Here is a 23936-nt window from a genome sequence, read left to right as displayed (position 1 = left end):
CGGCGCCCGCGGTGCTTCTCAGCAGATACTTTGCGCAATAAAGGAATATTTTTTGTTCGTGTTCAATAAAGACAATGGGACGAATTATGGGGATAATGGCATGAGACAGACGATGGAAAGAAGACGCGCATGCTTAAGTACGAGTCGGTGGCCGATGACATCCGCAAGAAGATCGCCTCGGGCGTGTACGGCCCGAACGACCAGCTTCCCACCACGCCGGAGCTGTGCGACCTGTACGACGTGAGCAAGATCACCATCAAGAAGGCGATGGACGAGCTGGTGCAGCAGGGGCTCATCGCAAGGCGGCGCGGCTCGGGCACGTACGTGAAGCGCGTGCCGCAGCCAGAGGCCCAGTCGCCCTCCGGGTGGGACATGTCCAGCCAGATGACAGGCTTCTGCGCCGAGCACCCGGGCGAGAAGGTGACGTCCGACGTGCACGAGTTCTCCGTCGTAAGGCCGAAGGCGGAGGTCGCGGGGCTTTTGGGCATGGATTCGGACGAGTTTGCGTACTACGTGTGCCGAACCCGCCTCATCGACGACGTTCCTCAGGTGATCGAGTACACGTTCATGCCCATCAAGCTGATACCGGACCTGCGCGAGCGCAACGTGGAGACCACGATCTACGGCTACATCGAGGGTGACCTTGGCCTGAAGATCGGCAGCGCGCACCGCACCCTGCGGGCGGTGCTTCCCAGCAAGAGCGAGGTGGAGTGGCTCGACGTGACGCCCACGACGCCGCTTCTGGAGGTGGAGCAGGTGGGCTACCTGGACGACGGCGTGCCGTTCGAGTACTCCATAGCACGCCACGCACGCGGCTACGAGTTCCACTCCGTGTCCACCCACTAGCCGTGGTTGCGGCCGCGGGTACGGCCGCGGGACGCGCGCCGGCACGCGGCTGGCCGAGAAGAGCCGCCCACGCAGAGGGGGCCGCCGACGGACAGCACCGTCGACGGCCCCCTTGCATGTGTCTTGCGCGCGCCCGGCCCTGTGCCGGCGCCCGGTGCGCCGCCCGGCCTAGTACAGCTTCGAGCCCGCGGGGATGGCGTCGTCCACCATCAGCAGGTTCAGGCGCTCCTGACCGTCGACCTCGTGGATGGCGGAGAGCAGCATGCCGCAGGACTCCACGCCCATCATCTTGCGCGGCGGGATGTTCACGATGGCGACCACGTTCTTCCCCACCAGGTCCTCCGGCTCGTAGTACTCGTGGATGCCCGAGAGGATCGTGCGGTCCTGGCCAGAGCCGTCGTCCAGCGTGAACTGCAGCAGCTTCTTGCTCTTCGGGACGGCGACGCACTCCTTCACGTGGACCACGCGCATGTCGGACTGGCTGAACACGTCGAACGTCACGCCATCGGCCACCGGCTCGATCGTGAGGCCCTTCTTCGCGGGCTCGGCGGACTGCTCCGCCTCGTCCTCGTCGTCCCGTGCGTAGATGTCGCCCACGGGCGCGATGGCCTTCATGGCCTCGAGCACCTCGTTCAGCGCGTCCGCCACCTCGAGCCCGTTGTACTGCGCGCCCAGGCGCATCACGTCGCGGTCGCAGCCGGCCGCGAAGCGCTTGTCCTTGAACTTCTTCTTGAGCGACTTCAGCGGCATGTCCATAACCGATCCGGACGGGCGCATCTTGGCCGCCGCCTGGATCAGGCCGGAGACCTCGTCGCACTCAAACAGCACCTTCTCCATCTTAAGCCGCGGCTCCGGCAGGTCGTGGTTCATATCGGAGTTGTGCGTCATGATGGCGTGCGCCAGGTACGGGTTCGCGCCGGCCTCGGCCAGAAGCTCCGCGGTCTTCGTGGTGTGGAGCTGGTCGTCCTGCCACCTCTCCCAGTCAAGGTCGTGCAGCAGGCCCACCAGGCCCCAGAAGTCCACGTTCGCCGGGTCGTACTTCTGCGCGAAGTGGCGCATGAGGCCCTCGAGCGTCTCGCCGTGGCTCACGTGGAACGGGTCCTTGTTGTACGTGGTCAGCAGCTCGTGCGCCTTCTCGCGGGTGATCCCGGCGTCGAGCGCCTCACCCTCCTGCGCCGTGGCGTCGATGGCCGCGCGCACCGCGTCGGACGCCCCGGCGCCGTCCTGCGAGCCCGAGGCCTCGTCCTTCTCGCCCGCGGCATCGGTTGCCGGCTCGGCGTCGGCCGCCGGCTCGGCGTCCTCGGCCTGGCGCTGGGCCTCCACCTCGGCGGTCGCGCCCTTCTCGGCATCCGAGAAAAGCGAGTCCACGTCCGCGGCGGCGTTGTCCGTGCGCGCGCCGCCAACCTGCTCCGCGATGTCCTGGCGCGTGACGGTCTCCGGCTTCATCTGCGGGAACAGCAGCACGTCGCGGATGGACGGCTGGTCGCAGAACAGCATCATCATGCGGTCGATGCCGTAGCCGATGCCACCCGCGGGCGGCATACCGTACTCCAGCGCGCGCACGTAGTCGTAGTCGTAGCCCATGGCCTCGTCGTCGCCAAAGCCCTTGGCCGCAACCTGCTCCGCAAAGCGGCCGGCCTGGTCAACGGGGTCGTTGAGCTCGCTGAACGCGTTGGCGTACTCGTGGCCGGCGATCACGAGCTCGAAGCGGTCCGTCAGGCGCGGGTCGTCGTCCTTGCGCTTGGACAGGGGGCTCACCTCCTCCGGGTAGTCGCACACGAAGGTCGGGCGCACCAGGGTCTCCTCGCCCAGCTCGTCGTACAGCTCGAACAGCAGCTTGCCCGGGCCCCAGTTGTCCTGCGGCTCGATGCCGTTGGCGCGGCACAGCTCGCGCAGGTGCTCCACCGGGGTGTCCATGTCCACGTGCTCGCCCACGACCTCGGAGGCGATCTCGCTCAGCGGGCGCGAGTCCCACGTGCCGCTCATGTCGATCTCTTGCCCCTGGAACATGATGACCTCGTGGCCGGGCTCGCAGCCGCACGCCTCGCGCGCGATGTACTGGAACAGGCCCTCGGTCAGGCGCTTCATGCCGTCCAGGTCGCTGTAGGCGCAGTACGCCTCCATCGAGGTGAACTCCGGGTTGTGGGTGAGGTCCATGCCCTCGTTGCGGAACTGGCGGCCGATCTCGAACACGCGCTCCATGCCGCCCACGATCAGGCGCTTCAGCGGCAGCTCCGTCGCGATGCGCAGGTAGAAGTCGCGGTCGAGCGCGTTGAAGTGCGTGACGAACGGCTTCGCGTTCGCGCCGCCCAGGATGGAGTGCATGATGGGCGTCTCGACCTCGATGTAGCCGTCGGCCTCCATGTAGCTGCGGATGAGGCTCACGATGCGGCTGCGCTTGCGGAAGACGTCGCGCACCTCGGGGTTCATGATCAGGTCGAGGTAGCGCTGGCGGTAGCGGATCTCGCGGTCCGTCAGCCCGTGGAACTTCTCGGGCAGCGGGCGCATGGACTTGGAGAGAAGGGCGATGCTCCTGGGCGCGAGCGAGAGCTCTCCACGGCGGGTGCGCACGACGGGGCCCTCCGCCTGGACGATGTCGCCCATGTCGAGCTGGCGCAGCAGCTCCCAGCTCTTCTCGTCCATGTCGTTCACGCGGCAGAACAGCTGGATCTTGCCAGACACGTCCTCCAGCACCACGAACATGAGCTTGCCCTGGCCGCGGATCGCGCGGACGCGACCGGCGAGGGAGTACTCGTCCTGGGTGTCGGCGCCGGCCTCGAGGTCCGCGTACTTCTCCTCCAGGTCCTTCGCGTGGGCCGTGACCTTGCTCGCGATGGGGTACGGGTTCACGCCGGCGTCGATGAGCGCCTGGCGCTTCGCGCGGCGGACCGCGCGCACGTCGTTGATGTCTACCTCGGGGGCATTGCTCGCCTGAGCCATGTTCTCTCCTGTTCTGGAATATGTCGGCCTGTGGCCGCCGTTGCTGGCTTGCGTTGCGTGCCGGGCGCGATGCCCGCGGGCGCCGTTACCAAGAACGCCCCAGCCACACAGGTTCACCTGCGCAGTGGGGCGCGACGCTTCGTGCTATGCGGGCTTCCGCGTGGCCTGGCCTATCGCGTGATGTTGACGATCTTGTACTCGCGGACCTTGCCGGTGGGGGTGTTGAAGGAAACCTGGTCGCCCACGACGTGGCCGATGAGCGCCATGCCCGCCGGGGACTCGTTCGAGATCTTGTGGTTGATGGAGTCGGTCTCGGTGGTACCCACGATGGTGAGGCTCATGCGCTTGCCCTTGGCGTCCTCGAGCTCCACGGTGGTGCCGATGGAGACGGACAGGTGGGCGTCCGCGCCGGACTCCACGACCTTGGCCGTCGCCAGGATGTGGCGGATCTCGTTCACGCGGGACTCGTTCTGGGACTGCTCCTCCTTCGCGGCGTCGTACTCCGCGTTCTCGGAGAGGTCGCCAAAGCCGCGGGCCTCCTTGATGCGCTCGACGATCTCGTCGTGCTTCTCGCCCTCGCGGTACTCAAGCTCCTCGACGAGCTTCTGGCGGCCTTCGGGGGTAAGGATGATTTCCTTGTTTGCCATGTTCTGCTTTCCTTCGTGGTGTTGGCCAGGACGCTTGCCCGTGCCGGCGGTGCGCTTGCGCTGGCGGGACGCTCGTTACTTGGACAGGGGGCTGCCGCACTTGGAGCAGAACTCCGCGCCGGCCTCGTTCTTGTGGCCGCAGTGCGAGCAGAAGACGACGTCCTCGGCGGCGTCTGCGTCGGAGTCTGCGGACTCCTCGACCACGTCCTCGGCCTCGGCGTCCTTGGCGGCCTCCTCGGACTTCTCGTCCTTCTTGTCGTCGGAGCCCTCCTCCATGCCCTCGCGCACGTTCTTCACGGTCTGGCCAAGCGACTTGCCAAGCTTCGGGAGGTTCTTGGGCCCAAAGATGACCAGCACTACCAAGACGATGACAATCAGCTCAAAAGGTCCCATTCCCAAAATCATACGAGTCCTCCCAAAGGTTCTGTATTGATGGTGGCGTCTTAGGTTCGACAAAGATGCAATGGTTAGTATAACCAAAGCCGGGCAAAACTCACAATCTCTACGTGCCCGTTTTACGTGCGCCCCGCACCCCGCCGCCGCGCCAGAACACCAAAGGTAAACGCATGCCAAAGCTCCCCACGCCCATCGTCGCGCTCATCGCGATCGCCGTCGCCGTCGACCTCGTATGCCTCGCGTGCCTGCTTGTGCTCAGGCGCCGTGGCGTTTACATCAAGCTTCGTACCAAGTTCGGCCCGGCGATCGTGTTTGACTCGCAGGACGACGACGGCGTCCCCATCCGCCTGCTCAACGTGGGCGGCAAGTTCCAGTCCGTCAGCTACGTGCAAGACAGCCTGAGGTATCGCCTCGTGTGCGTGTACCACCGCTACTTTGCGCAGATAGTCGACATCGCCGGCCTCAAGGACGGGCGAGAAGGGCGTGCCCTCGTCATAGGGGGCGGCGGCTACTCGTTTCCCAAGTGGCTGGTGAGCTCGTGCCCGCGCCTTTCGACCACGGTCGTGGAGATCGACCCCGCCATAACGGACATCGCGCGGCGCTTCTTCTTTCTGGACGACCTCGAGCGCGAGTTCCACACGCGGGAGGACGGCAGGCTCGACCTGGTGTGCGACGACGGCTGGGGCTACCTCACCCGCTCCGGCGAGCGCTTCGACCTCATCGTGAACGACGCGTTTGGCGGCAAGAGGCCGCTTGGCCCCCTCAAGACCGAGGACGGCGCGCGGCAGGTGCGCGACCACCTGGCGGAGGGCGGCGTGTACCTGGCGAACGTGATATCCCCGCTCGAGGGCAAGGGGACCGACGTGCTCGCGGATTCGCTCGACGCGTGCAAGGCCACGTTCGAGCACGTGTACCTGATTCCCGAGGCGCCGGAGAGCCCGCGCCTGACGGGCGACAACGTCCTCGTCGCAAGCAACGCGCGCCTGAAGATCCAGGCGCGCTACGTGGTGAAGTGAGTTGTTGGGAAACCCGTTCAGGCAAATCCGCATCCGCCGGACAAGTATCCAATAAATTCCGCAGCGCAAGCCTGCGGCCGCGCGGGCGTTGGGGGTTGCGACCCGCGCGGCCGCGACGGGCACTAGTTCGTGGTCCGCATGAGCCGCGCCGCCACCTCGGCATGGCGCTTCTCGGGAACCGGAACGCGCGTGTCGTCTGACATCACGATCTCGCGACGCTCGATCAGCGCCACGTAGCTGGGGTTCACTATGAAGCTGCGGTGCACGCGCACAAAGCCCTGGCCAAGTGAGCGCTCCACCTCGGAAAGGCCGATGCTCGCCTCGTAGTCGCCCGAGACCGTGTGGATGATGGTGTGCTTGCGCTTTGCGCCCACCCACAGCACCTCGTTGAGGGACACGAAGCGTATGGGTCCGTTCACGTCCGGGAACACCAGGCGGCGCTTGTCGCTCTGCGCGGCGATGCGTGCCTCGAGGTAGCGGCGCGTCACCTTGCTTATCGAATCGACACAGCACGTCTCTTCCGGCACCATCTGCCCGCGCGGCCAGCTCACGAACATGCTCACGACCCTGAGCTCGCCGCCCTTGCGCTCCCAGTTGAACTGGCAGCGCTCGTGCGACTGCCGGATCAGCCCCGTCTCCTCGTCCATCGTCACCACGTAGCGGCCCACGACGGAGCAGGCGTCACCGCAGTTCTGCACCACGGAGAACTGCGCGTGCGAGACGTGGGAGCTCTTTATGTCGTGCGCGGACTTACGGAAGTCGGCCGAGACCTCGTCCAGGCCGCGCATGTAGCGGTCCTTCTCCGGAGAGATCCACATGACGTCGTCACTGCAGAGACTGAGCACGTACTCTGGATCGCGCTGCCAGAAGCGCGTGATTGCCGTCTGAGTCAGTTCGACACAGCGCCGTTCGATATCTTTTTTCATCATGCACCGCCAGCGTCGACACCAACCGTGCACCTAATTTATTCCCACGCCATGGGGGCCAGAAGTCTGACTGGTACCAAAAGCCCGCTAATAGGTACCAGTCCGCAGAATTGTAAAGTCAGACCCTTTTTGCGACCGCATTCTTACCCAATAATCGACCGGGGCCGCCTTCTCCCACCGCACAGATAGGATTTTGTTACGAATGTATTTTCCTACTTGATTGCTAGGGATTTAGGTGCCACGATACTGCCATGCGAGTTACCACGCACAAGGCGCTGTTTACCTCGCACCCAGTCTCATAGGAGGAAGAAATGAAGTACGCAGGAAGCACTGAGGCACTCATCGGCTCCACCCCACTCGTAGACCTCTCGGCCCTGGTGGACGGCAAGGCCACCATCCTGGGCAAGTACGAGGCCACCAACCCCGGCGGCTCCGTCAAGGACCGCATCGCCAGGGCCATGCTCGACGCGGCCGAGGCCGACGGCACGCTCCAGCCGGGCGGCACCGTCATCGAGCCCACGAGCGGCAACACCGGCGTCGGCCTTGCCATGCTCGCGGCCGAGCGCGGCTACAAGATGATCCTCGTCATGCCCGAGACCATGTCCGTCGAGCGTCGCAAGCTCGCCGCGTCCTACGGCGCGCAGATCGTGCTCACCCCTGGCTCCGAGGGCATGAAGGGCGCCGTCGCCCGTGCGGAGGAGCTGCGCAAGCAGACCCCCGGCGCCATCGTCGCCGGCCAGTTCGTGAACCCCGCAAACCCGCGCGCCCACTACAAGACCACTGGCCCCGAGGTCTGGCGTGACACCGAGGGCACCGTCGACTTCATCGTCGCGGGCGTCGGCACCGGCGGAACCATCAGCGGCACCGCCAAGTACCTGAAGGAGCAGAAGCCCTCCGTCCAGGGCATCGCCGTCGAGCCCGCGGAGTCCGCGGTGCTGGAGGGCAAGCCCGCCGGCGGCCACAAGATCCAGGGCATCGGCGCCGGCTTCGTCCCCAAGACGTACGATGCGTCCGTCGTGGACGAGGTCGTGCCCGTTACCTCCGCGGACGCCATCGCGACCAAGAAGCGCCTCGCGAGCGGCTTCGGCCTGCTCGTGGGCATCAGCTCCGGCGCGGCCGTCTCCGCTGCGGTCGAGCTGGCCAACCGCCCGCAGAACGCCGGCAAGACCATCGTGGCGATCCTGCCCGACACCGGCGAGCGCTACCTCTCGATGGACCTCTAATGCAGCTCGCGGCCACCGCGGCCGTCGCCTCACCATCGACCACGGCGTCGGCGTGGTCATTGGCGGCAACGTAGCCGCAAGGCACATGCAAGGCACATGCAATACGAAACGCCAGGCGGGCGGCCCATCCGGGTCGCCCACCTGTGGTATATAGCAGGTGTGAGCGAATGCCGCACGCCGCCGGGCGCCCCCCGCGCCGCGTCACGCGGCCAGACCCGACAAGACCAGGGAGACCCCATGAGCGAGCTCTTCAATTTCCTGCTGGACCCCCAGACCGCCGTCGTGTTCGACATCGACGGGGTGCTGGCCGTGTACGAGTTCGGCACGCACTGCCACAGCGCGTGCCCCGACGAAGACTGGGAGACCTACGTCCGCACGCACGACCCGTACGCTTCCACGCGCCCCGTGCCGCAGATCCAGCGCTTCGTGCGCGCAAAGGGGCCGGAGCGCGTGTACGCGTGCTCCGTCGCGGCGGACTTCGAGGCGCCGGGCAAGTGCGACTTCGTGCTCGCGCACTACGGCATCGCCCCAGACCACATCCGCCTTGTCGAGCGCAAGCCCCAGAAGATGGGCTTCCTCCAAGACGTCGCGGATGACCTCGCGCTCCCCCGCGACCGCGTGGCGCTTGTGGAGGACACCGTGAAGACGCTCGACGCGGCATGCGAGAGGGGCTTCTCCACCGTGCACGTCACGTCGTTCTTTGGGTTCGAGGCATAGCGACGCCGCGCCCGGCGAGACCGTAACGGACGCGGCGGCACCCGTCACCCGTCGCACGCAGACGACGCCCCTCGACACGAAGAAGCCCGCGTCGCCGAAAGGGGTTGCGACGCGGGCTTGGGGAGGGTGCTGCCTTATGGTGCGCGACGCTTGCGGCCTTTTGCCGCAAGATGCGCTCTGCCCCTAACGCGACCGGCCGGCATGACATGCGCCGGTCGGCCGCGGGGAGCGCCTTGCCGGGCGCCCGAGGACGCCTGGGCTAGAACTCGAGGTTCTTCTCGTCGTCCTTGCCGAAGAGGTGGATGACGTCGCCGCCGAACGTGAAGGAGACCTTCTCGCCCAGCTTGAAACCACCGCGCTTCTCCTCCTTGAGGTCCTGGGTCTGGACGATGACGATGACGTCCTTGCCCAGCGTGTTGAGGTGCAGGTGGATGGAGGAGCCCATCATCTCGGAGACGTCGACGGTGCCGGTCACGAGCTCGGGCGCGTCGTCGGTGAGGGTGACGTGCTCCGGACGGATGCCGAGCGTGACGTCCTGCGGGGTGACGCCCTTGGCGGCGAGGCGCTTCTGCTTTGCCTCGCTGGGGACGAACGTTGCGTCGCCGACCTTGACCTTGTAGGTGTCGCCGTCCTTGGTGAGCTTCGCGTCGAAGAAGTTCATCTGCGGGACGCCGATGAAGCCTGCGACGAAGAGGTTCGCGGGGTGGTCGAACAGCTCCTGCGGGGTGCCGACCTGCTGGACTACGCCGTCCCTCATGATCACGATGCGGTCGCCGAGGGTCATGGCCTCGGTCTGGTCGTGCGTGACGTAGATGAACGTGGTGTCGATGCGCTGGCGAAGCTTGATGATCTCTGCGCGCATCTGGTTGCGGAGCTTTGCGTCCAGGTTGGAGAGCGGCTCGTCCATGAGCAGGACCTTGGGCTCACGCACGATGGCGCGGCCGATGGCGACGCGCTGACGCTGGCCGCCGGAAAGCGCCTTCGGCTTGCGGTCGAGGTACTCGGTGATGCCCAGGATGGAGGCGGCCTCCTCGACCTTCTTGTCGATCTGGTCCTTCGGGACGTTGCGCAGCTTCAGGGGGAACGCCATGTTCTCGCGCACCGTCATGTGCGGATACAGGGCGTAGCTCTGGAAGACCATGGCGATGTCGCGGTCCTTGGGGGCCACGTCGTTCATGAGCTTGCCGTCGATGTACAGCTCGCCGGAGGTGATCTCCTCGAGGCCCGCCACCATGCGCAGCGTGGTGGACTTGCCGCAGCCGGACGGGCCGACCAGCACGATGAACTCGCGGTCGGCGATGTCGAGGTTGAAGTCCTCGACGGCGAGGACGCCGCCGTCGACCTGCTTGAGGTTGCTCTTCTTCTTGGGAGCGTCCTTCTTCTTGCCGAAGAGGTGCTTCTTCTCACCCTCGATGTTGGGGTAGATCTTCTCGATGTGCTTCAGGCTTACCTCTGCCATTAGCGTCTCACGTCCCTTCCATACATATGGGTCATCGCGGCGATGCGCTTAGTGAGCCCGGGCGTGATCTGCCCCGGCAAAAGCCTCCACTGCCAGTTCCCACCAAGGGTCCCGGGCAAGTTGGTCCGCGCCTCGGAACCCAACTCCAGATAGTCTTGCATTTGCGCCACGAAGAGCTCCGCGACGCTGGACATGCCACCCCTGATGACGCCCCACGAGAAGCCCTCCCCCTCGTTGAGCCCCAGGTACTTGGTGGCAAGTTCGATATCAGCCGCATCGGCCTCCGACCTCCAGCCCTCGACGGTCTGGTTGTCGTGCGTTCCGGTGTAGCAGACGCAGTGCGGGGAGAATGCGTGCGGCAGGTAGTCGCTCACGTCGCGCGAGTCGAAGCCAAGCTCGAGCACCTTCATGCCCGGCATGCCCGAGTCCGCGAGCAGCTGACGCACCTCCGGCGTGGTGTAGCCAAGGTCCTCCGCGATGAAGCTCACGTTGGGGAACGCCTTCTCCAGCGTCCCGACCAGCTTCATGCCCGGCCCCTTGACCCAGCGGCCGTTGCGCGCGGTCTTGTCGCCGTACGGCACGGCCCAGTAGCTCTCGAGACCGCGGAAGTGGTCGATGCGGATGGAGTCGTACAGGTTCGCCGCGCCCTTGATGCGGTTGACCCACCAGGCAAAGCCGTCCTTCTCCATGGCGTCGTAGTCGTAGAGCGGATTGCCCCACAGCTGTCCGTCCGCAGAGAAGTAGTCTGGCGGAACGCCCGCGACCTCGATGGGCACGTTCTTCTCGTCCAACTGGAACATGGTGGGGTTCGCCCACACGTCCGCGGAGTCCAACGCGACGTAGATGGGGAGGTCGCCCAGGACCTTGACCCCCTTTGCGTGCGCGTAGCGCTTCAGCTGGTCCCACTGGGTGTAGAAGAGGAACTGCTCGAACTCGTAGAACTCGATCTCGTCCGCAAGCTCGGACGTGTACCTGGCCACGGCGTCGTCGTCGCGAAGGCGGATGCCGTCGTCAGGCCACTCGATCCACGGCTTGAGGTCGAAGCGACGCTTGACCGCCATGAACAGGACGTAGTCAGCCAGCCAGGACTCGTTCTCGACCACGAACTCCTCGAAGAGCCGGCGGTTGCCGTTGCGCCCGCGCTCGAATGCGCGGCGAAGCAGCGGCTCGCGCCTCTGGAAGAGAAGGGCGTAGTCGACCTTGCTGGGATCGTCGCCCCAGTCCACGGCGTCGACCTCGTCCCTCGTGAGGAGCCCGTCCTCGACCAGGTAGTCCAGGTCGATGAAGTACGGGTTTCCCGCGAAGGTAGAGGGGCTCTGGTACGGGGAGTCGCCGTAGCTGGTCGGCCCGACCGGCAGCATCTGCCACCAGGTCTGGCCGGACTCGGACAGGAAGTCCACGAACTCACGGGCCTCCCTGCCCAGGGTGCCGACCCCATGCGCCGTCGGGAGCGCGTAGATCGGAAGAATTGTGCCGCACGAACGATCCATGATTCCTTAGCCCTTAACGGCGCCTGCTGCGACGCCCTTGATGATGTACTTCTGCAGCGCCAGGTAGAAGACGATGACGGGGATGATGCTCAGGAGGATGAGCGCCATGGTCGCGCCAAGGTCAACCGTACCGTAGCTGCCCTTGAGGTACTGGATGTGAATGGGGATGGTGCGGTACTTGTTGATGTCAAGCACAAGGTACGGAAGCAGGTAGTCGTTCCACACCCACATGACCTCGAGGATGCCAACCGAGATGAGCGTAGGCTTCAGCATGGGAAGAACGACACGGAAGAACGTGCGCACGGGGCCGCAGCCGTCGATGGAGGCCGCCTCCTCGATCTCGATGGGGATCGACTTGACGAAGCCGACGAACATGAAGATCGCGAGGCCGGCGCCGAAGCCGAGGTAGACGATGGGGATGGTGAACGGGGTGTTCAGCTTGAGGACGTCCGCCGTCTTGGACAGCGTGAACATGACCATCTGGAAGGGGACCACCATGCTGAAGATGCACAGGTAGTAGATGACCTTGCAGAACTTGGAGTTCACGCGCGCAATGTACCAGGCGGCCATCGAGCAGAAGAACAGGATGAGGAAGGTGGAGATTACCGTGATGATCACGGAGTTGGCAACGGACGCCATGAAGGGGTAGTTGCCGAACGTCATGCCCTTGATGAAGTTCGCCCAGCCGGCAGCGGTCTCCGCGTTCGGGAGCGCGAAGGTGTCGGTCTTCACGAAGGTGTTCTTCTTGAAGGAGTTGATGACCACCGTGACGATGGGCATGACGTAGATGATGCAGATGATGGAGAGAACCACGGAGGCGATTGTCTTGTGACGACGCTCGGAGGTAAGGGTCTCTTGCTTGGAAGCCATTACTGCTGCACCTCCCTTTTACGCGTGTACGCAAGCTGGGCGAGCCCCATGATCGCGACGAGGACGAAGAAGATGACTGCCTTGGCCTGTGCGGTGCCACGTGCGACCGAGGCGGTTCCGTAGAACGTGTTGTAGATGTTCAGGGCGAGCATCTCGGTCGTGTGGACCGTCTCGCCGTTCGCGAGCTGCTTGAAGGGGAGGCCACCGGTCAGCGCAAGGTTCTGGTCGAAGAGCTTGAAGCTGTTGGTGAGAGTGAGGAACATGCAGATGGTGATGGAGGGCATTACGTTGGGGATGGTGACCTTGAACAGGGTCTGAGACTTGGACGCACCGTCGATCTTGGCTGCCTCGAGCATGTCCTCGGGGACGGCCTGAAGGCCGGCGATGTAGATGATCATCATGTAGCCGACCTGCTGCCAGCACATGAGGATGACCAGGCCCCAGAAACCATACTTGGTCTCGAGGATGACGGAGGTGCCGTACCTGGACAGGATGCCGTCGAAGATCATCGACCAGATGTAGCCCAGGACGATGCCGCCGATCAGGTTGGGCGCGAAGAACACGGTACGGAAGATGTTGCTTCCCTTCAGGTTCTGCGTCAGGGCGTACGCGACGGCGAACGCCAGCACGTTGATGAGCACGAGGCTCACGACCGCGAATGCCGCGGTGTACCAGAACGAGTACCTGAAGCTCTCGTCCGCGAATGCCGCCGCGTAGTTGCCGAGTCCGATGAACTTGGCGTCAGACGTGAGGCGGAACTGGCAGAACGAGAGGTAGATGCCCTGGATGAACGGCCAGATGAAGCCAATCGTGAATGCGGCGGTAACGGGCCCGAGGAAGAGGAGGCCCCAGCGCCTGATGGACCTCACCCGCGAGCTCGTCGCCGTTATCTTCTTTGCTTTTGCACTACTCATAAACGCTCCCAAAAAGAAGCGGACCGGGCGGGCGCGCGTCCACCCGGTCCGCAGAGGCTTACCCGAGCCTAAGGCTATGCGTTAGCCTTCTTGTACTGGGTCGCCCAGCCGTCGACGAAGGCGGTCTTGAACTTGTCCCAGTTCTCGTCGTTCTGCTTGGAGTTGTAGTCGTTCAGAGCGGAGACGAGGCCGGCACGATAGGTGTCAACGTTCGGCTCGAAGTTGGTCGCCCAGTCCATGTTGTAGTTGCCTGCGTCGGTGAGCTCTGCAGAGCGCTTCAGCCAGCCGTTCTCAGACTCGGCAGCGTCCTTGAAGGGCATGATGCCGAGCTGCTCGACGAGGGCCTTGGAGGCGTCGGCGTCGGACACGAGCCACATCAGGAAGTCCATGGAGGCCTTCTGGTCCTTCTTGGAGGCGTTCTTGTTGATGGCCCAGCAGTTCTCGGTGCCGTTGTTGAGGCCGGCCTTCTCCTCGCCCTTCACGCCGCAGTAGTAAGGAAGCATGGTGGTGTTCTTGACGGACTTGGCGATGTCGGCGTAGTCCCAGGAGCCGGTCAGATAGAACGTGGCCTTGCCGTCCTTGAACTGCTGCGCGGGGTCGTGGCCACCGGTCGCGAGCTGGTCGGGAGCGGTGACGGAGTTGTTGATGATGAGGTCGTACAGGCTCTTGAAGTTCGGCAGGTAGGTACCCTCGATGGTAGCGGGGGTCTCCTTCCAGACGTCCTTGCTCGCGCCGTCGCCCTTGTGCTCCTCATAGAAGAACTCGAGGTTGGCGAGGTGGCCGGTGACACGCCAGGACGAGGAGTCGTCCATGTCGGTGGCCGCGAAGGCGTCGAAGCCGTTGGCCTTGGCGTTCTTGTGGATGTCCTCGACGACGGCCTTCAGGGTGTCGAAGTTCTTGATCTCGTCGACGGAGTGGCCGGCCTTCGTGATGTTGTCGACGTTGGCGACGATGCCGTAGCACTCGTAGCAGTAGCCGACGGAGACGAGCTTTCCGCTGTCATCGTACTGGTTGTACTCGTCGGTGGTCTGCGCCTTGGCGATGTCGGTGTCCTTGAGGTCGAGGGCGTAGTCGTTCCACTCCTTGACGCCGGCATGGTTGCCGATGACGAAGATGGTCGGGGCCTCGGACTTGTCCATCTCGGAGGTCAGGGTCTTCTCGTAGTCGCCAGAGGCAGCGGTGACGATCTTCACCTTGACGTCCTTGGCCTTCGCGTACTTCTTGCCGAGCTTCTGGATGGTCTCGTCAATCTCGGGCTTGAAGTTCAGCCAGTAAACGGTGCCGTTCTTGCCGGAGCCATAGGTCTTGCCGGCGCTGGACTTGCTGGAGTCGTCTCCAGACTCACCGGAGCAGGCGGCGAGGCCGAGGCCCGCGACGACCGCGGCGGTGCCGCTCAGGAAACCCTTACGAGAAATTGGCTTGTCAAACATAAGAACCCTCCTACGTTTTCCTTCACGCACCCTCCCTTAGGTGCGAGAATTACCTTCTTGCCGGCCCGACGGTCCCACCGGACCGCTGGGTCGTCTTGAGCCTGACGTGCTCGTTTTCGGACTTGCCCTCCAAGACGTCCACCAGCAGCCGCACAGCCTCCTGGCCCATGGTTTCCTGGGGCTGGCAGAGCGTGGTGAGCGTTGGAACCGTATATTGGGACACCTCGATGCCGTCGATCGCGATGACGGAGTAGTCGTCGGGAACGCTGGCGCCGGTGTCGAATATCGCCTTCATGGCCGCGATGGCCATCGTGTCGGCGATGGAGAAGACCGCTGTGAAGTCGAGACCGGCCTCGATGGCCTCCTTGACCTGCTCGTACGCGGAGCTCATCAGGAAGCCGTTCGTCTTGAGGACGAGGCCGAGGTCGAGCGGGATGCCCGCGTCCTCCAGCGCCTGGCAGTACCCGTCGAAGCGGAGCTGGCTGATGGACTGGTCGTCCGTTTCGGACAGCAGGCACGCGATGCGGGTGTGGCCCGCGTCGATGAGGGCGCGAACGGCCTTGTACGCCTCGGCCTTGTCGTTGATGGAGACGGAGGAGTAGGCGTCCCTCGGCAGGTCGCCGAAGTGGTTGGTATAGGAGCAGCACACGAACGGCACGCCGACGGACTGCGCGTCCTCCGTGGAGTAGTCGAACCTGCCGCCCAAGAGCACGACGCCCTTGAGACGCTTCGTGCGCACAAGCTCCGCGGCCTCACCGATCTCGTCGCCGTTCGAGGGGAGCTGGCGCGGCACGATGCCGAAGCCGCGAAGCTCCGCCGCGTGCTCTATGGCGTGCTCGATGGGGGTGTAGAACGGGTTGGTGCCGCCGCGGACAATGAGGCCGATGGTGTCCGACTGGTTCATCGCGAGGTCGCGGGCGCTCCTGTTGGGAACGTAGCGCAGCGCGCGGGCGGCATCCAGGACCTTGTTACGCATGTCCTCGCTCACGTCCGGGTGACCGTTGAGCGCTCGGGAGACCGTGCTGACCGAGACCCCACAGTATGCTGCGACATCCTTGATGGTCAACGTCGGTCCCTCCCCTCATGCACTTGTCGCTGCGTTTCGTGCTGATTCGAAAACTGGCATCAAACCAGTTGCGGGAACGTTTCTGGTAACGTTTCCAGCAAGACCATTGAAGCACTCGCGTGGAGATTCGGTCAAGGAATAGCCGGGAAATTTCCGGGAACAGGCGGTGAACGGACGAAAATCGCGGGTGAGTAGCAATCGCGCCAAAAAAGATGGAACAAGCGACACCAATAGAGGAACGAAATGGCACGCACCCTCGGCGCGTGCAATGGCCTATGCTATCGCGTGGCCGCGGCCGCCCGGACGTCACGGGCGGGCGGCACGCAGACGCCGCAACAGGACACAAGGAGGAAGCGCATGCCGACAGACACGAACCCCATGCTGCAGAAGCAGGTAATCTATTCCGTCTTCGTACGCAACCACACCAAGGAGGGCACGTTCCTCTCGGTCATACCCGACCTTGACCGCATCCGCGACCTGGGCGTTGACGTGGTGTGGCTCATGCCAATCCACCCAACGGGCGAGAAGGGCCGCAAGGGCACGCTCGGGAGCCCCTACGCAAACCGCGACTACCGCGCCGTGAACCCGGAGTACGGCACGCTGGACGACTTCAGGCAGCTGGTGGACGCGATCCACGCGCGCGGCATGAGGTGCATCATCGACGTGGTGTACAACCACACCTCCCCCGACTCCGTGCTGTTTGAGCAGCACCCGGAGTTCTTCTATCGCAAGCCGGACGGCAACCCCGGCAACCACGTGGGCGACTGGTCCGACGTGATCGACCTGGACTACGGCACGCCCGGCAGGTGGAACAAGCCGCTGTGGGACTACCAGATCGAGTCGCTGTGCTACTGGGCGACCATGGTGGACGGCTTCCGCTGCGACGTGGCGTCCTTCGTGCCCGTGGAGTTCTGGAAGGCCGCACGCGAGGCCGTGGCGAAGGTGCGACCGAACGCCATCTGGCTGGCCGAGACCGTGCACCGCTCGTTTGGCAAGGCATGTCGCGCGCTGGGCATGTGCTGCGCCCGCGACACGGAAGCGTTCGAGGCGTTCGACATCGAGTACTCCTACGACGTGCAGGAGACGTTCGACAACTACCTGCGCGGCAAGGCGACGCTGAGCCACTACCTGGACCTGGTGGACTTTCAGGACTGCGCGTACCCCGCGTACTACAACAAGCTGCGCTACCTGGAGAACCACGACCTGCCGCGCATCGCGGGATGGGACAGCGACCCCCGCGACCTGCGCAACCTTACCGCCATGGCCTACTTCCTGAAAGGCACGACCCTGCTGTACGCCGGCCAGGAGGTCGCGGCGGAGCACCAGCCCAGCCTGTTTGACCGCGACACCGTGGACTGGACCGTGCGCTACGACCTGAGCGGCCTCATGCGCACACTGTACGGCATCAAGCGCGACGTGCTGGAGCCCACGGACTACTGCCACGCCACGGCGGACGACGAGAAGGACGTGGCGGTCATGTATCGAGACGACGTTCGCAAGGAGGCGGGCGACATGCCTCGCACCGTTGGCGTGTTCAGCCTGAGGGGCAAGGCTGCCCGCGTTGCCGTGGACGTTGCGGACGGCACGTACAGGAACCTGATCGACGGGTCCGACGTGGTGGTGGAAGGCGGCGAGCTCGCGTGCGACGGCGAGCCCGTCATCATGCGCTGCCCGCGCCCGGAGCTTTCGGTGTAGCTGCCGACGACGACCGCGGGCACCGGCGCGCGGGACCAAGCCGCGCGCGACATGAGACGTGCGAGAAGAAGCGTGCACGGTGAGGCACGCGACACAGAAAGGGGACGGCGCCCGAGCGTCGTCCCCTTGTGCGTTAGGACGCCCGTGCCATGACGGCCCGGGCCATGTTGTGGACGCGCCTTCCGGCGCACCCCAGGCGCGAAGCGCTACTCGACGGTGACCTTCGTCACGTTGGACTGCTTCTGCTGCTTGGGGACGTTCACCGTGAGGACGCCGCCCTCGAGCTTGGCGGAAAGTCCTTCTCGCGCGGCGTCCTTCAGGTACACGCCGCGGGACGCCTGCCACTCCGAGGTCTCCTTCTGCAGGTAGGTCTTGTCCTTCTTCTCGTCGGACTCCTTCTTGTCCACGCTGATGGAGAGGCGGCCCTCGTTAAGCTCCACGTCTACCTGGTCCTTCGTGACGCCCGGCAGCTCCGCGGACACCACGTACGCGTCGCCCGCGTCCTCGACGTCCATCTTGAAGCCGTAGTCGCCGGTGACCTTGGCCAGCGGTGCGAAGAAATCGTCCATGGAATCGAACGGCCAGCTGCGAAGTGCCCTGTCAAGGCTGGTGTACGGAATCATGCTCGTCATGACTATCACTCCCTATGGTTGGTGGCGCCCGCTTTCCGGCGCCGTCGTGCGCTTTTGCGTTCGTAGTTGTTTGTTCCCGCCGAGGGCGGATTTAAACATGTGCTGCAAGGTTTTCTTAGCGACACAAACTCATCAAATCTAAGTGTACACACACTAGGTTTTCATTTATGTTTGCTTACTGCTTAGCGGAGTTTGGCTGGAGGTCATTCGTGCGCGATATGCTAAATTCCATCCAGTAGCATCTTGCGAGCGAACACAGAGGCACGCAATGAATCAGCAGAAGCCAGCGGGACGCGCGTCCGACGACGCCTCGCGCACCGCGCAGGACATACCCGACTTTCTGGTAGAGGCCGCCGAGGCCAAGCCGCAGCACATAAGCGGCGCAAGGGACGCGGGCGCGGCGCAGGACCAGCGCCAGCGCGTGGACGAGAAGGACGCGGCCACGTCACGGCCGGCCGGGACGGGCGCCGCGGCACAGGATGCGGGCGCGGCAGGCGAGCGCCCGACGGACGCCACGGACGACGATCTGCTTGGCCTTGACGGGCTCGAGGGCTATGGGGCGCAGCCCCAGCCGCAGGACGCGCCGCGCCGGCGCCCGATGGACCCGGCGGAGTACGAGGCGGCGCAGGCCGCCCGCGAGCAGGGCTGGGAGGACGGCGCCTGGCCCGAGTCCGGCGGTGCCGGCATGCAGCGCGAGCTATACACGCGCCCGCGCGCGCCGCACAAGACGCAGCCGGCCATCAACGACGACGCAGCCGACGGCACGTACTCGCCCGAGGGCTACGCGCACGACTCCAACATCGCCATAGGCGGCGGCGTGCTCTCTGGCGGGCACAGCTACCGCCGCGCGCGCAAGAGCAGGTCTTCCATACAGCAGGGGCGCTACGGCCAGTACCTCGAGGTGCCAAAGGGCCGCCGCTCCATATTTGCCTCGCGCGACCGCATGCGGCGCCGCAGGTCGCTCTTCTCGATCATCGCGGTCATCCTGGTGTTTGTGGTCATCGCGATCGTGATCGCCCAGATGATAAGCCACCTGGGCTAGGCGCCGGGCGCTTCTGGCCAGCGCCTGGGCAATCCCAGTCCCAGGGGCCCTAGTCCCAGGGGTCGCGCTCGAACAGCGGCTCCGGCGTTGGCCTGCGGTCGGAATACGGGTCGTAGCCGTCGTCGTCCTCGCGCTCCGCGCGGATGAACGGGTCGTCCTTCGGCTGGTCGGGCCCCTGCCGCGCGCCATGCGCGTCCCGCCTCCTTGCGGCGGCCGCGTGGGCGCGACCTTCTCGCCCGGAGTCCTTGCGGATGCCTTGCTGCCGTGCGTCGTCTGTCGTCTTCCGTTGCATATGCCTTGCGCTCCCCTATCCGTACACGTCCACGCACGCGATCATGTCGCAGATGCTGTTGTTGAACTTGCCAAGGTCGTAGGCGTCGTACAGCGACTTTAGCGCACACGTTGCCGCGGCGCGCGTGCGGTCGGCGTCCTGCACCACAAGGACCGACCAGCAGTAGTCGCCCATCTCCCCGTACGCGCACACGAAACGCGCGGAAGACTTCCGCAAGTTCGAGGGCACGACCACCTGGTCCTGCGTAAGCGTCTGGGTCATGCCCGTGAACCCGCACAGGTCCGCAAGCTGGCGCACCGCGGACTCGTCAAGCGAGGACGCGTCCGCCGGGAGGTCCGCGCCCGCGAAGTCAAGGCGGATGCCCGGCAGCGCCGCGCCGGACGCCAGCACGTCCGCGGTGCCCGACCCCTTGGGGAAGCTGTGGCTGAACGGGGTGTCCGTCACCGTCACGTTGCCCTTGTCCGCCGAGGCGTACAGCACGCGCGCCACGCCGCCGTCGCCCGTGGAGGACGACGCGAGCTGGAAGCCCTCGCTCCTCAGGAACTCCGTCACGTGCGTCTTGTAGTCGAAGTACTCGCGCAGGTGGTGGTAGTCGGAGGGGTACGGCGCAGACACCTGCAAGGTGACGGTCGCGCCCCGCTCTATGGTGGTGCCGGGGGCGGGGTCCGCCGCGACGACCGTCTGGGCGTCCTCGTCCGACCTCACGTACGTGACGCTTGCGACAAGGCCGGCCTCGGCCACGGCGGCGCGGGCGTCAGCCTCGGTCTTGCCCACGACGTACGGCACCGTGTACGGCCGCGCGACCTTGATGGTTATGGTGTCGCTTGCCTGGAACGCGGCGCCCTCCGCCGGCTCCGTCGCGACGACGCTGCCGTCGGCGGCACCGGACGCCACGTAGGCGATGGAGAAGTGCCTGGCGCCTGCGCCGCGAAGCGCCTTTTTGGCCTCGCCCAGCTGGAGCCCGGCCACCTTGGGCACGACGCGCGCCTTCGCGACGTAGACGGTGACGGTGCCTCCCGCCGGGGCGCGCGTGCCCGCCGCAGGCCTCGTACGCACGACCGTTCCCTCGGGATCGTCCGACGCGACGAGGGCCACCTTGACCGCGAGGCCCTTGCCCCGTATCTTGCCGGCCGCGCCTTCCTGCGTGGAGCCCACGACGTAGGGAACGGTCTTGCCGCCCCAGAGCTCCGCCCCGTACGTCGCGGCGGCCGCGACGCAGGCGACGAGAGCCAGGACGAGCACGAACGCCATGACCGCGCGCCCGGGGCGTCGGCTTGCGCCCTCGCCCGGAACGCCATCCGCGGCGACGGCCGCCCGGGCGCCCTCAGCCACGCGGCCGAACCTGCCGGGATCGACCACGGCGGAGGCGTCGGCGTCCTCGACGGCGTCCTCGGAGTTCTGGTCCAGGGGGACTAGCTGCTCTGGGTCCTGGTCCTTCTCGTCCGTCACGATGCCTCCCTCGCAAGCGTTTGGAACATTATTGCGCAAAGGCGGCGCGTACGGCAAAGGGCCGGCCGGGCAGGATGTCCCGCCCGGCCGGCCCCGGCCTGACTCCATATGGTCCCCGCGACGCGCGGGGTGCCCGGCTACTCCACCGTGTCCGGCTCGACCGGCGTGTCGTCCGACGGCTGGTCGGAGTTGTCGCCGGCGGGGACGGGCTCCGCGAAGAGCTGGTCGTCCGCGCCCACGTCGATCCTCACGGTGTCTCCCTCGTGGAGCTTGCCCGCGATGATGAGCGACGCGACATTGTCCACCACCTGGCGCTGGATGAGGCGCTTGAGCGGACGCGCGCCGTAGACGGGGTCGAGCCCGTCGAGCGAGAGCGACTGGATGGCCGCAGGCGTGAGCTCGAGCTTGATGCGCTCGCGGTCGAGGCGCTTGCGGACGTCCTTCAGCTGGATATCCACGATCTTCTCGATGTCGTCGAGGCCCAGTGCGTGGAAGACCACAACGTCGTCGATGCGGTTGAGGAACTCAGGCTTGAAGGTGGCGCGCAGGGCGTCGTTCACCTGCTTCTGCACCGTCTTCGGGTCGCTGGAGGCGTTCGCGCCGGCGATGTACTGGCTGCCGACGTTGGAGGTCATGATGATGATCGTGTTCTTGAAGCTCACGACGCGACCCTGGCCGTCGGTGAGGCGACCGTCGTCCAAGACCTGCAGCAGGATGTTGAAGACGTCGGGATGAGCCTTCTCCATCTCGTCCAGGAGGATGACGGAGTACGGACGACGGCGCACGGCCTCGGTCAGCTGGCCGCCCTCGTCGTAGCCCACGTATCCGGGAGGCGCGCCGATGAGGCGCTGGACGCTGAACTTTTCCATGTACTCGGACATGTCGATGCGCACCAGGGCCTTCTCGTCGTCGAACAGGCACTCTGCCAGGGCCTTTGCGAGCTCGGTCTTGCCGACGCCCGTGGGGCCGAGGAAGAAGAAGCTGCCGATCGGGCGGTTGGGGTCGGAAAGTCCCGCACGGCTGCGGCGCACGGCCGCGGCGACGGCCTTGACGGCCTCGTCCTGGCCCACGACGCGCTTGTGGAGCTCCGCCTCCAGGTTCTTGAGCTTGTCCATCTCGCCCTGCATCATCTTGCTGACGGGGACGCCGGTCCACGAGCTCACGACCTCCGCGATCTCGTCCGGGGTGACCTCCTCCTTCAGGATGCCGCCGGCCTCCTGCTTGGACTCGAGCGCGTGCTCGGCAGCCTCGTAGCTCTTCTGGAGCTCGGGGATCTTGCCGTAGCGCAGCTCGGATGCCTTCGCGAGGTCGCCGGCGCGCGTGGCCATCTCGACCTGGGACTTGGCGTCCTCGATCTGACTCTTGAGGTCCTGGACGTGGTCGATCGCGTCCTTCTCGTTCTTCCAGTTGGCCTTCATGCCGTCGAGCTTCTCGCGCGTGACCGCGATCTCCTTCTGCAGCGCGGCGAGGCGCTCCTTAGAGGCGGCGTCCTCCTCCTTCATGAGGGCCTGCTCCTCGATCTGCTTCTGGGTCAGCTCGCGGTCGACGGCGTCGATCTCGGCCGGCATGGAGTCGAGCTCCATGCGCAGGCGGGACGCGGCCTCGTCCACCAGGTCGATGGCCTTGTCGGGCAGGAAGCGCTCGCTGATGTAGCGGTTGGAGAGGTCCGCGGCAGAGACCAGCGCCGCGTCCGTGATGCGCACGCGGTGGTGCTGCTCGTACTTCTCCTTCAGGCCACGCAGGATGGAGATGGTGTCCTCCACCGTAGGCTCGGACACGAACACCGTCTGGAAGCGGCGGGCAAGGGCCTGGTCCTTCTCGATGTACTTGTGGTACTCGTCCAGGGTGGTCGCGCCTATCATGTGCAGCTCGCCACGGGCCAGGGCCGGCTTCAGGATGTTGCCAGCGTCCATGGAGCCCTCGGTCGCACCCGCGCCCACGATGGTGTGCAGCTCGTCGATGAAGAGGATGACCCTTCCGTTTGCCTTCTGGACCTCCTTCAGCACGCTCTTGAGGCGGTCCTCGAACTCGCCGCGGTACTTTGCGCCCGCGACGAGCGCGCTCATGTCAAGCTCCACGACCTCCTTGTCCTTGATGGTGGAGGGCACGTCGCCCGCGGCGATGCGCTCTGCCAGGCCCTCGACGATGGCGGTCTTGCCGACGCCGGGCTCGCCGATGAGGACGGGGTTGTTCTTCGTGCGGCGGCTGAGCACCTGGATGGTGCGGCGAATCTCCTCCACGCGGCCGATGACCGGGTCGAGCTTACCCTGGCGGGCAAGGTCCGTCACGTTGCGTCCGTACTGCTCCAGCGCCTCGAACTGCGTCTTCGCGTCCTGAGAGGTCACGCGCTCGTCACCGCGCAGGTCGTTGAACGCCTCCTGCACGCGCTTGCCCGTGATGCCCGCGCCGCGCAGCGCCGATCCGGCGTCGCCCTTCTCATCCGCGAGCGCGCACAGCAGGTGCTCGCTCGTGACGTAGCTGTCGCCGAGCTTGGAGGCGAGCTTCTCGGCCTCGTCGCCCACGTGGCGCAGCTCGTTGCTTATGCTCATCTGGCTCATGTCGCCCGTGACGCGCGGCGCATGCGCGATGGTCTGGTCCACCTGGGCCTCGACCTGCGCGGGGTCCGCGCCCACGCGCTCGATGATCGCGGTGATGTTGCGCTCGTTGGATTGCAGCAGCGCCTTCAGCAGGTGTATGGGGCGAACCTCACCCGCCTCGGCGTCGGCGGCTATGCTGACGGAGGACTGCAGCGCCTCCTGGGCCGTCACTGCCCACTTGTCGAATCTCATGCTTTTCTCCCTTCTGGGAATCTGGTTATCAAGGTTCATTGTTCCCCGTGAGCTGGCGCTTATACAAAAATCTAAGTCTTCATTAGATAGATTTTCT

The 23936-nt window shown here is 65.2% G+C and carries 20 protein-coding genes; 6 read left to right on the top strand and 14 right to left on the bottom strand.

Features of this window, described 5'->3' with window-relative positions; all coding sequences use genetic code 11:
• Positions 1-129: 129 nt before the first annotated feature.
• Positions 130-846, top strand: coding sequence for a GntR family transcriptional regulator (locus ACTQWE_RS00885; RefSeq protein WP_441855132.1), 717 nt, complete (start codon positions 130-132; stop codon positions 844-846).
• A 168-nt stretch (positions 847-1014) separates the two neighbouring features.
• Here the strand turns inward: ACTQWE_RS00885 and lysS are convergent, their stop codons facing one another.
• The 3 genes from lysS to tatA form a co-directional block, all read right to left on the bottom strand.
• Positions 1015-3786 (bottom strand): lysine--tRNA ligase, encoded by a 2772-nt coding sequence (gene lysS, locus ACTQWE_RS00880; protein WP_441855130.1) that lies wholly within the window; start codon positions 3784-3786, stop codon positions 1015-1017.
• A gap of 170 nt (positions 3787-3956) precedes the next feature.
• Positions 3957-4433: a transcription elongation factor GreA gene (greA, locus tag ACTQWE_RS00875; RefSeq protein WP_170103904.1), complete on the bottom strand. Its 477-nt coding sequence runs from the start codon at positions 4431-4433 to the stop codon at positions 3957-3959.
• Between the two features lie 75 nt (positions 4434-4508).
• Positions 4509-4838, bottom strand: a complete 330-nt coding sequence (gene tatA, locus ACTQWE_RS00870) for a twin-arginine translocase TatA/TatE family subunit (RefSeq protein ID WP_441855128.1) — start codon at positions 4836-4838, stop codon at positions 4509-4511.
• A gap of 161 nt (positions 4839-4999) precedes the next feature.
• Here tatA and ACTQWE_RS00865 point away from each other — a divergent pair, with 161 nt between their 5' ends.
• Positions 5000-5845, top strand: a complete 846-nt coding sequence (locus ACTQWE_RS00865) for a spermidine synthase (RefSeq protein WP_441855126.1) — start codon at positions 5000-5002, stop codon at positions 5843-5845.
• Between the two features lie 122 nt (positions 5846-5967).
• On the opposite strand, the gene ACTQWE_RS00860 is transcribed toward ACTQWE_RS00865, so the two are convergent.
• Complete coding sequence (locus tag ACTQWE_RS00860; RefSeq protein WP_441855124.1) at positions 5968-6663, bottom strand: LytR/AlgR family response regulator transcription factor; 696 nt, start codon at positions 6661-6663, stop codon at positions 5968-5970.
• A 419-nt stretch (positions 6664-7082) separates the two neighbouring features.
• Here ACTQWE_RS00860 and cysK point away from each other — a divergent pair, with 419 nt between their 5' ends.
• Positions 7083-7994 carry a cysteine synthase A gene (cysK, locus tag ACTQWE_RS00855; RefSeq protein ID WP_441855122.1) on the top strand — a complete coding sequence of 304 codons (912 nt, stop codon included), beginning with the start codon at positions 7083-7085 and terminating at the stop codon, positions 7992-7994.
• Positions 7995-8231: 237 nt separating this feature from the next.
• Complete coding sequence (locus ACTQWE_RS00850) at positions 8232-8711, top strand: hypothetical protein (protein ID WP_441855121.1); 480 nt, start codon at positions 8232-8234, stop codon at positions 8709-8711.
• 259 nt (positions 8712-8970) lie between these two features.
• Here the strand turns inward: ACTQWE_RS00850 and ACTQWE_RS00845 are convergent, their stop codons facing one another.
• From ACTQWE_RS00845 to ACTQWE_RS00820, 6 genes are all read right to left on the bottom strand, one after another.
• Positions 8971-10170 (bottom strand): ABC transporter ATP-binding protein, encoded by a 1200-nt coding sequence (locus ACTQWE_RS00845; RefSeq protein ID WP_441855119.1) that lies wholly within the window; start codon positions 10168-10170, stop codon positions 8971-8973.
• The gene (gene malQ, locus ACTQWE_RS00840; protein WP_441855117.1) at positions 10170-11660 is read right to left on the bottom strand and encodes a 4-alpha-glucanotransferase; all 1491 of its coding nucleotides are present in this window, start codon (positions 11658-11660) and stop codon (positions 10170-10172) included. The genes ACTQWE_RS00845 and malQ overlap by 1 nt, the downstream gene beginning before the upstream one ends.
• A 6-nt stretch (positions 11661-11666) precedes the next feature.
• On the bottom strand, positions 11667-12530 hold the full coding sequence (locus ACTQWE_RS00835; RefSeq protein ID WP_170103896.1) for a carbohydrate ABC transporter permease: 864 nt from the start codon (positions 12528-12530) through the stop codon (positions 11667-11669).
• Positions 12530-13444, bottom strand: a complete 915-nt coding sequence (locus tag ACTQWE_RS00830; protein ID WP_170103895.1) for a carbohydrate ABC transporter permease — start codon at positions 13442-13444, stop codon at positions 12530-12532. Before ACTQWE_RS00830 ends, ACTQWE_RS00835 begins: the two co-directional genes overlap by 1 nt.
• Positions 13445-13518: 74 nt before the next feature.
• Complete coding sequence (locus ACTQWE_RS00825) at positions 13519-14874, bottom strand: ABC transporter substrate-binding protein (RefSeq protein ID WP_441855114.1); 1356 nt, start codon at positions 14872-14874, stop codon at positions 13519-13521.
• Between the two features lie 49 nt (positions 14875-14923).
• Positions 14924-15940, bottom strand: a complete 1017-nt coding sequence (locus ACTQWE_RS00820) for a LacI family DNA-binding transcriptional regulator (protein WP_441855112.1) — start codon at positions 15938-15940, stop codon at positions 14924-14926.
• 357 nt (positions 15941-16297) lie between these two features.
• On the opposite strand from ACTQWE_RS00820, the gene ACTQWE_RS00815 reads away from it, so the two are divergent.
• Entirely contained in the window at positions 16298-17635 is a 1338-nt protein-coding gene (locus ACTQWE_RS00815; protein WP_441855110.1) for an alpha-amylase family glycosyl hydrolase, read from the top strand.
• 206 nt (positions 17636-17841) lie between these two features.
• Here ACTQWE_RS00815 and ACTQWE_RS00810 read toward each other — a convergent pair whose 3' ends face one another.
• Entirely contained in the window at positions 17842-18267 is a 426-nt protein-coding gene (locus ACTQWE_RS00810; RefSeq protein ID WP_173445228.1) for an Hsp20/alpha crystallin family protein, read from the bottom strand.
• A 268-nt stretch (positions 18268-18535) separates the two neighbouring features.
• Between ACTQWE_RS00810 and ACTQWE_RS00805 the strand changes: the two genes are divergently transcribed.
• Positions 18536-19309, top strand: a complete 774-nt coding sequence (locus ACTQWE_RS00805) for a hypothetical protein (protein WP_441855108.1) — start codon at positions 18536-18538, stop codon at positions 19307-19309.
• A gap of 49 nt (positions 19310-19358) precedes the next feature.
• Here ACTQWE_RS00805 and ACTQWE_RS00800 read toward each other — a convergent pair whose 3' ends face one another.
• The 3 genes from ACTQWE_RS00800 to clpB form a co-directional block, all read right to left on the bottom strand.
• Positions 19359-19601 (bottom strand): hypothetical protein, encoded by a 243-nt coding sequence (locus ACTQWE_RS00800; RefSeq protein ID WP_441855106.1) that lies wholly within the window; start codon positions 19599-19601, stop codon positions 19359-19361.
• 15 nt (positions 19602-19616) lie between these two features.
• On the bottom strand, positions 19617-21050 hold the full coding sequence (locus ACTQWE_RS00795) for a PASTA domain-containing protein (RefSeq protein WP_441855104.1): 1434 nt from the start codon (positions 21048-21050) through the stop codon (positions 19617-19619).
• 137 nt (positions 21051-21187) lie between these two features.
• Positions 21188-23839, bottom strand: a complete 2652-nt coding sequence (gene clpB, locus ACTQWE_RS00790; protein ID WP_441855102.1) for an ATP-dependent chaperone ClpB — start codon at positions 23837-23839, stop codon at positions 21188-21190.
• Between the last annotated feature and the right edge of the window lie 97 nt (positions 23840-23936).

The organism is Parafannyhessea sp. LCP19S3_B1 (genome assembly GCF_052121955.1).
Lineage (GTDB): Bacteria > Actinomycetota > Coriobacteriia > Coriobacteriales > Atopobiaceae > Parafannyhessea.
Note: the sequence above shows the minus strand (reverse complement) of the source record. Positions and strands in the feature narration are given on the sequence as shown.